Origin of the sequence: Actinomadura geliboluensis, from assembly GCF_005889745.1 — a bacterium.
In the GTDB taxonomy this organism is placed as follows: Bacteria; Actinomycetota; Actinomycetes; order Streptosporangiales; family Streptosporangiaceae; genus Spirillospora; species Spirillospora geliboluensis.
The window spans coordinates 1-7,573 of sequence record NZ_VCKZ01000421.1 but is presented as its reverse complement, the minus strand read 5'-3'; the positions used below and the strand labels follow the sequence as shown (position 1 = coordinate 7,573).

Sequence of the window (7,573 nt, the reverse complement as noted above, 5' to 3'; positions counted from 1 at the left end):
GTCCTCACAGCTCCCCCGCCGACGCTCCTCCCATTCCCCACCGGCTCACGGCACAACGATGCACACAGCCGCCGGTCACCTTGTCGTCGACCGGCGCGTGCTGTCTCTGCGAACGATGGACCAGGATGCGGTCCGGGCATCGGGTTTCTCTCCGAGCGCGGCACGCGCGCATGCCGCGCCCTGGTCGCGCAGCGATTGCGCGACCGTCGTCAATCCGAGTCGGGCCGCCACCGCCGCGTCATCCCATCCGGTCACCGCGACGTCGTCGGGGACGACGCGGCGGGCGGCACGGGCCGCGTGGACGACCCCGGCCGCCTGCTGATCGCTCATGGCGGCGATCGCGTCGGGCGGCTCGGGGGCGGCGAGCAGGGCCGCCGCGATCCGCTCGGCCTCGGCCGCGTCATTGCGCGCGCATACCGCGATGGTCACGTCGCGCCAGGCGATGCCGGCGTCCTCGGCCGCTCGCCGATAGCCCTCCAGCCGCTCCCGCGTCACCGGGAACAGGACGTCGGTGATGTCCGCGCCGCTGGTGACCGTGCTGGTCCGGTCTCGGGAGAGCGGAAAGCTCACGATCGCCGGACGCTCGGCGCCCGCGAACGCGATCGCGCCCACCGCGCGTGCCGCAGCACGGTTGTCGATGCTCACGAGCCCCATCCCGCCCACCTTCGGCCCGCCGTGGACGACCGCGGGACGCTTCATCGCCCGGACGGCCGCCAAGACCGGGTCGTCGTCGGACGTGGTCCAGACGATGAACCCGTCGACGGCGGCGGCGGTGACCCGCGGGACGTCGTCGGCGGCGCCGGTGATCGGCAGGATGGTCATGCCGTAGCCGCGGTCGGCGCAGACATCGGCGATTCCGGCGAGGAAGGAGACCGCCTCCGGATCGTCGAACGCGTAACTCAGATGCTCGCCCATCACGACACCGAGCGTCTGGGTCCTCCCCCGGCGCAGCGACCGGGCGCTCGGGTCGGGCCCCGCGTACCCGAGCCGGGCCGCCGCGGCGTGCACCTTCGCCCGGGCCTGGTCCGACACGCGCTCCGGCCGGTTGTAGGTGTACGAGGCGGTCATGACCGACACGCCGGCCAGCTCGGCGACCTGGGCGAGGGTCACCCGCTTCGAACCCACGGACGATTCCACGGGCTCCAGCCTAGCCTGGCGTGTATCGTTACACATATGCCGAAGGCCCCCGGTTCGCGCCACCTGATCGTCTCGGCGTACGTGCTCTTCGCCGCGTTCGGCGCGTTCTGGGGCGTGTGGGGCGCCTCCGTGCCGCGGGTCCAGCACCAGGCCGGCATCGGGGACGGCCGGCTCGGGTTCGCGCTGCTGTTCGTGGGCGCGGGCGCCCTTCCCGCGATGCTGCTGGCCGGCCGGGCACTGGACCGGTGGGGACCGCCGGTCGCTGCCGCGGCCATCGCCGCCCTCGGCATCGCCGGTGCCGGGCTGTCGCTGACGGCGGTGGACTCCGCGAGCCTGTGCGCCGGGCTGGCCCTGGTCGGCGCCGCCAGCGGAGCCGCCGACGTGGCCATGAACGCGGTCGCCGGACGAACCGAAAGGGTCACCGGCCGGCCCGTCCTCACCCGCGCCCACGGCGTCTTCTCCGGGCTGGTGGTCGTCGCCAGTCTCGCCACCGGGCTGGCGTCGGCGGCGTCCCTACCGCTCGCGGTGCCGTTCGCGGCCGTAGCCGCCCTCTGCCTGCTGGCCGGTGCCGCCGTGTACGGGACGCCGCCTGCCGGTGCCGCCGCTCAGGGACACGACCGCGTCCCCGCTGCGGCTCCGGCACCGCTTGGGCGGCACAGGACCGTCCCCTTGCTGCTGATCGGAGTCCTGGGCGCGCTTGCGTTCGCCAGCGAGAACGCGCACCAGAGTTGGAGCGCGGTCTTCGCCCACGAAGAGCTTCGCTCAGGCGGGGGCCTGAGCGCCGTCGCACCTGCCGTGTTCGCCGGCACGGTCGCGGTCACAAGGTTCTCCATGGGCGGCCTCAAGACCGTTCACGCTCGGACCGTTCTCCTTTGCGGCGCTTTCGCCGCCGCGTCCGGCGCGCTCCTCATCGCCGCCGCGCCCACGCTGCTCATCGCCGCGCTGGGTCTCGCGTCGGCCGCCGCCGGGACCGCGGTACTGTTCCCGACCCTCCTCGGCGTCGTCTCGGCGAACGTCGACGAGTCCTACCGGGGCCGCGCGACATCGGTCGTCACAGCCGTGGCCTACCTCGGGTTCCTGGTCGGACCGGTCTACGTCGGGCTGTGGGCCGAGGCCGCGGGGCTCCGCGGAGCCATGGTCGCGGTCGCGGCCCTCGCGGGCATCCTGTTCGCCCTCACCCCGGCGCTGCTCCGCCTGAGCGCACCTGCCGCTAAAGGCCGCCGCGACGGGGTCAAGAAGGAAAGGGCGCCACGCCCGGACGGCGGCCGGCTCACGACCTCAGAGTGAGCCGCACACAGCGAGTGTCAGGAGAGTGCGCGCACGTAGTGCAGCAGTTCGACGTGTTCGCCGGAGGGCGCGGTGCCCTTGCCGCGGCCTTGGAGAGTGAAGCCGGCTGAGGCGAGGACGCGCTGCGAGGCGATGTTCTCGGGCGAGGTACGTGCGGTGAGTTCGCGCAGACCGCTGTCGTGGGCGAAGGACGCGGACAGGTCGAGCGCAGCGGTCGTAAGTCCGGACCCGCGGTGCTGCGGGTGCACCCAGAAGCCGACCTCGGCCTGCCGGTCGCGCACGTCGAAGACCACGAGGCTGCCCGCGAACTCGTCGGTCGTCGCGTCGGCGATCGCGAGGACCGCGAGGTCGCCGCGCTCCAGGCCCGGGCGGGCGTCCCGCGTGATCATCGCTTGGACCGACTCGGGGGTGTACTCGGCTTCGGGGAGGTGGCCGTACTGCCGCACCGCCGGGTCGCCGGTGCCCTCGGCGAAGGCGGCGGCGTCCTCGGCGCGCAGGGGGCGCAGCCGTACGCGGTCGTTCTGCAGCGGAAGGAGAGCGGCGTCGAGCATGCAGATAAAACTAACATAGATCGGTTAAGGTACGGCCGTGAGCTATTGGGAGCACCGCAAGCCCGTCCGGCGCGAACGCGCCGTCGATGTGGGCTCCGTGGCGCGGGTGGCGGTGGCGTTGCTGGACGAGGGCGGGCTGCGGGCGCTGACGCTGCGCGCGGTGGCGAACCGGCTGGGGGTGGCGCCGGCGAGCCTGTACTCGCGGGTGGCCTCGGTCGACGACCTGTTCGATCTCGCCCTCGACGCGGCGCTGGGAGCGGATGCGGAGGTCCAGGGCCTCATCGCCGGGGCGGATCTGGACGCCCTCATGCTCGGCTGCTACCGGCATCTGGTGCGTCATCGGTGGGCGTGCCAGGTGATCGCGATGCGCGCTCCGCGAGGGCCGCACTACCTGCGCTTGTCGGAGCGGATGTGCCAACTGCTGGCCGATGCCGGTGCGCAGGACCCCTTGAGCGCCTCTTACGCACTGTCGAACTTCGTCATCGGCAGCGCCACCACGGCGCACACGGTGAGCAGCGAGCGCACCGCACCGGTCGACCCCGCAGTGGCCCCGACGTACGCGAGACTGCACCAGCGGCACGACGTCGACGCAGAGGCGATCGTCATCGCAGGTCTTGCCGCCCTGCGCAGCCACCGCTCCTGACGAGGTCAGCCGGCCGGCCGATCACGCGCGAAGACCGGCGCGCTCTGGGAGGCGGCCACGTTCGTTGGCCTTTCGAGGTGCTTCCGAAGAGGATTGCGGGAGGAGAGGCGTACCACCTGGGAGGGAACGATGCTGTTCAGGCGGGAAGTCCTTGAGGGGATCGCGGGCGGGCGGATCGACCGGGTGTTCCGGGTGTGGGCCGAGCCCCGGGTCCGCGCGGGGAGCACCCAGCGCACCTGGGCGGGGGTCATCGTCATCGACTCGGTCACGCCCGTGACGCCCGAGGAGATCACCGAGGAGGACGCCCTCCGTTCGGGTTTCGCGGACCGCGCGGCGCTGCTCACCGCCCTGTCCAAGAGCCGCAAGGAGGGCGGCTACCACCGCGTCATGCTCCACCTGGGCGGCCCCGATCCCCGATCGGAGCTGGCCGCGAACGCCGACCTGACCGACCGGGAACTGTCCGACCTCGCCACCGCCCTGGACGCCATCGACGCCCGGAGCCGCCGCGCCCCCTGGACCCGCGAGGTCCTCCGTCTCATCGAGGAACATCCCGGCCTGCGCGCCCTCGACCTGGCCGAACACTTGGGCCGCGACAAGCTGCCCTTCAAGGCCGATGTGCGTCGCCTCAAAGCCCTCGGCCTCACCGAAAGCCTGGAGACCGGCTACCGGCTCTCCCCGCGCGGCAAGGCTCTGATGGCCTACCTCCGGTCCCTGACCGAATGACCAAACTCCGGAGGGCATGCCGGGTGCCTGGCGCGCCTGCGGCAGGCACCCGCGCGTACGCCTTCCGTCGCCCCGCTACCGGCCCTCCGCTCAGATGCACTCGTTCGGGGCGTACACGTACACCGGTCCCGCGTAGTACTTGTAGGTGCTGCCCCAGCCGTCGTCGTCCGTCGCACCACCGCTCCACTTGCCGATCTGCACCCACGCGCCCTGGAGCTTGCCGTAGGTGAACCCTCCCGACCGCGCGATCGCGCAGTTCTTCCGCGTCGTCGGGCTGTAGTAGACGCGGCACCCACTGTGGAACGCAGCTTCAGCCTCATCCCCTCACGTAAATGATCTTGCGGTCACCGTAGCCCACCGCTGAGCGCGGTGGCAGGGCCGTTCCGGGTCGTCCGGTCGCGGCGTGGCCGGGCTGCCGGGAGCCGGGGAATCCAGGACGATGCACGTGTATCAAGACGACTCAGATCGTGAGGCAGGGTCATGGACGAGTTCGATGTCGTGGTGGTGGGGGCCGGGCCGACCGGGGAGAACCTGGCGGACCGGGCGCACGCCGGCGGGCTGAGCGTGGCGGTCGTGGAGAGCGAGCTGGTCGGCGGGGAGTGCTCGTACTGGGCGTGCATGCCCAGCAAGGCGCTGCTGCGTCCGGCCGCCGCGCTGGCGGACGCGCGGCGGCTGCCGGGCGCCCGCGAGGCGGCCGGCGGGACGCTGGACGCGGCGGCCGTCCTCGAACGCCGGGACGAGTTCACCTCGCACTGGAAGGACGACGGCCAGGTCGACTGGCTGAAGGGGGCCGGGCTCGTGCTGGTGCGCGGCCGCGGGCGGCTGGACGGGGTCAAGCGCGTCGCCGTGGAGACCCCGGACGGCGGGCGGCGGGTGCTGACGGCCCGGCACGCCGTCGCCGTGTGCACGGGCACCCGCGCGGCGCTGCCCGACCTGGCGGGGCTGGCCGACGTCCGTCCCTGGACCAGCCGGGAGGCGACCTCGGCGGCGCGGGTGCCGGCGCGGCTCGCCGTCGTCGGCGGCGGCGTGGTGGCGTGCGAGATGGCCACCGCCTGGCGGGCGCTCGGCAGCGAGGTGGTGCAGCTGGTGCGCGGATCCCGGCTGCTGCCGCGGATGGAGCCGTTCGCGGGGGAACTGGTGGCCCAGGGCCTGCGCGCGGCCGGCGTCGATGTGCGCTTCGGCGCGTCCGTCACCGGCGTCCGCCGCGACGGGCCGGTGACCCTCACGCTGGACGGCGGCGAGACGGTCACCGCGGACGAGGTCCTGTTCGCCACCGGACGGACGCCTGCGACGGCCGACCTCGGGCTGGAGACGGTCGGGCTGGACGCGGGCCGTCCCATCGAGGTCGACGACACCGGACTGGCGGCCGGGGTCCCCGGCGAGTGGCTGTACGCGGCCGGGGACGTCAACGGCCGGGCGCTGCTCACCCACCAGGGCAAGTACCAGGGGCGGATCTTCGGTGCGGTGATCGCCGACCGCGCCGCCGGGCGGACGCTCGACACGGCCGAGTGGGGACGCAGCGTGGCGACCGCGGACGAGCGGGCGGTGCCGCAGGTCGTCTTCACCGATCCGGAGGCGACGGCCGTCGGGCTCACCCTGGAGCAGGCGACCCGCGCGGGGCACCGGGTCCGGGCGGTCGACTACGACCTCGGCAGGGTGGCCGGCGCCTCCCTGTACGCCGACGGCTACCAGGGCCGTGCCCGCGCGGTCGTCGACCTGGACCGCGAGATCCTCCTCGGCGTCACCTTCGTCGGCGCGGGCGTGGCCGAACTCCTCCATTCGGCCACCATCGCCGTCGCCGGCGAGGTCCCCGTCTCCCGCCTGTGGCACGCTGTTCCCGCCTACCCCACGATCAGCGAGGTCTGGCTCCGTCTACTGGAGACCTATCGCGGCTAAAGACTGAGACCACGGACGCCCACGGGCGCCGTCAGGCCGCTGGCCTTCTCCGATGACGGCGACGTCCACCACGTCACTCCTCGCTCTTGCGCGGCTCCAGGCGCGGAGCGGGAGTGCGCGCGGTCGACGTTGCGGGCGATGTGCGGCGTGTGGCGCGGGAAGGTGCGGTACCGGCGGCGAGCAGGGCCGCGAGGACGGCGACGGCGGTCAGCACCAGGAACATGCGGGGGTAGCCGCCGAGTGCGGCGGCGATGGCGGCTCCGGCGAAGGGCGCCACGGCCGTGGCGGTGGTGATGGGAGCGGCGAGGATGCCCGACAGGGCGCCGTAGGACGCGGTGCCCCAGCGGTCGGAGACGGCGGTCGCCTGGAGCAGGGTGGCGATGCCGCGGGTCGTGCCGGCGAGGAAGGCGACGGCGATGAGCAGCGTCACGGGTCCGGGGATGGCGGCGAGAGCCGCGGTGGTGGCGGCCGACAGCGCGAGGATCCAGACGGTCCGTGCACGGACGCTGGTGCGGCGGACCAGCGCGCCGTAGCCGAGGCGTCCGGTGACCTGGCCGATGCCGCCGAGGCCGAGTGCCCAGGCGGCGGTGCTGCCGCTGGCGCCGCGCGAGGTGAGCAGCGGGATGAGGTTGATCATCACCGCGTACATCGCGAACGCCGACAGGGTGAGCGCGGTGGCCAGCAGGAGGAACGGCCTGCTGCGCACAGTGGCCGACACCCCGGACCTGGACCGGTCGTGCGGACGGCTGGGCTTGCCTGGTGCGGCCTGAGGTGGCGGGGGCCAGGGGCGGCGCAGGGCCAGCAGGTGCAGCGGGACGGTCACGACCGCCAGTACCGCCGCCAGCACGACGTAGACGCCGCGCCAGGTCAGGTGGGCCGACAGCGTGTCGGTGAGCGGCGCGAAGACGGTGCTGGCCAGGCCCGCGACCAGCGTGAGGGTGGTCAGGGCGGCGAGGTGGTGCGGGGCGTAGTAGCGGGTGAGCGCGGCGAAGGCGGGCTGGTACAGCACGGCGGACATCGCGACGCCGGCCAGCAGCCAGGCTCCGGCGAACGTCCAGAGGGCGGGCGCGGCGGCCACGGCGAGGAGGGCGAGCACGGCGAGCGCCGAGCCGCCGGTCATCAGGACGCGGGGGCCGTGCCGGTCCAGCGCGCGCCCGACCGGGACGCCGGCCAGCGCGGCGACGATGAGCGAGGCGGAGAACGCGGCGGTGATGGCGGCGGTGGACCAGCCGGTGTCGCGGGTGATGTCCTGCGCGAGGACGGGGAAGGCGTAGTAGAGCACGCCCCAGCTGGTGATCTCGGTGACGCAGAGGGCGAGCAGCGGGACGCGGGACAC

Annotated in this window: 7 protein-coding genes; 4 read left to right on the top strand and 3 right to left on the bottom strand. The window is 73.6% G+C overall.

Annotated elements, in window-relative coordinates:
- Window positions 1-75 precede the first annotated feature (75 nt).
- Window positions 76-1,137 carry a LacI family DNA-binding transcriptional regulator gene (locus ETD96_RS37145; protein ID WP_240808501.1) on the bottom strand — a complete coding sequence of 354 codons (1,062 nt, stop codon included), beginning with the start codon at window positions 1,135-1,137 and terminating at the stop codon, window positions 76-78.
- A 36-nt stretch (window positions 1,138-1,173) separates the two neighbouring features.
- Between ETD96_RS37145 and ETD96_RS37140 the strand changes: the two genes are divergently transcribed.
- Window positions 1,174-2,424, top strand: coding sequence for an MFS transporter (locus ETD96_RS37140; protein ID WP_138641193.1), 1,251 nt, complete (start codon window positions 1,174-1,176; stop codon window positions 2,422-2,424).
- A gap of 17 nt (window positions 2,425-2,441) precedes the next feature.
- Here ETD96_RS37140 and ETD96_RS37135 read toward each other — a convergent pair whose 3' ends face one another.
- Entirely contained in the window at window positions 2,442-2,975 is a 534-nt protein-coding gene (locus ETD96_RS37135) for a GNAT family N-acetyltransferase (RefSeq protein ID WP_138641192.1), read from the bottom strand.
- Window positions 2,976-3,012: 37 nt separating this feature from the next.
- Here ETD96_RS37135 and ETD96_RS37130 point away from each other — a divergent pair, with 37 nt between their 5' ends.
- From ETD96_RS37130 to ETD96_RS37120, 3 genes are all read left to right on the top strand, one after another.
- Window positions 3,013-3,618: a TetR/AcrR family transcriptional regulator gene (locus ETD96_RS37130; RefSeq protein WP_138641191.1), complete on the top strand. Its 606-nt coding sequence runs from the start codon at window positions 3,013-3,015 to the stop codon at window positions 3,616-3,618.
- A 129-nt stretch (window positions 3,619-3,747) separates the two neighbouring features.
- Window positions 3,748-4,341, top strand: coding sequence for an ASCH domain-containing protein (locus tag ETD96_RS37125; RefSeq protein WP_138641190.1), 594 nt, complete (start codon window positions 3,748-3,750; stop codon window positions 4,339-4,341).
- A gap of 480 nt (window positions 4,342-4,821) precedes the next feature.
- A complete protein-coding gene (locus tag ETD96_RS37120; RefSeq protein WP_171069406.1) occupies window positions 4,822-6,237 on the top strand; it encodes a dihydrolipoyl dehydrogenase family protein in 1,416 nt (471 codons plus the stop codon).
- A gap of 73 nt (window positions 6,238-6,310) precedes the next feature.
- Here the strand turns inward: ETD96_RS37120 and ETD96_RS37115 are convergent.
- On the bottom strand, window positions 6,311-7,573 hold a 1,263-nt coding region (locus ETD96_RS37115; RefSeq protein WP_338072648.1), incomplete at its 5' end, for an MFS transporter.

Bases quoted from the DNA above. Each gene is read 5' to 3' on its own strand.
- ETD96_RS37140 (WP_138641193.1), top strand. From the start codon at position 1,174: ATGCCGAAGGCCCCCGGTTCGCGCCACCTGATCGTCTCGGCGTACGTG.
- ETD96_RS37135 (WP_138641192.1), bottom strand. From the start codon at position 2,975: ATGCTCGACGCCGCTCTCCTTCCGCTGCAGAACGACCGCGTACGGCTG.
- ETD96_RS37125 (WP_138641190.1), top strand. From the start codon at position 3,748: ATGCTGTTCAGGCGGGAAGTCCTTGAGGGGATCGCGGGCGGGCGGATC.
- ETD96_RS37120 (WP_171069406.1), top strand. From the start codon at position 4,822: ATGGACGAGTTCGATGTCGTGGTGGTGGGGGCCGGGCCGACCGGGGAG.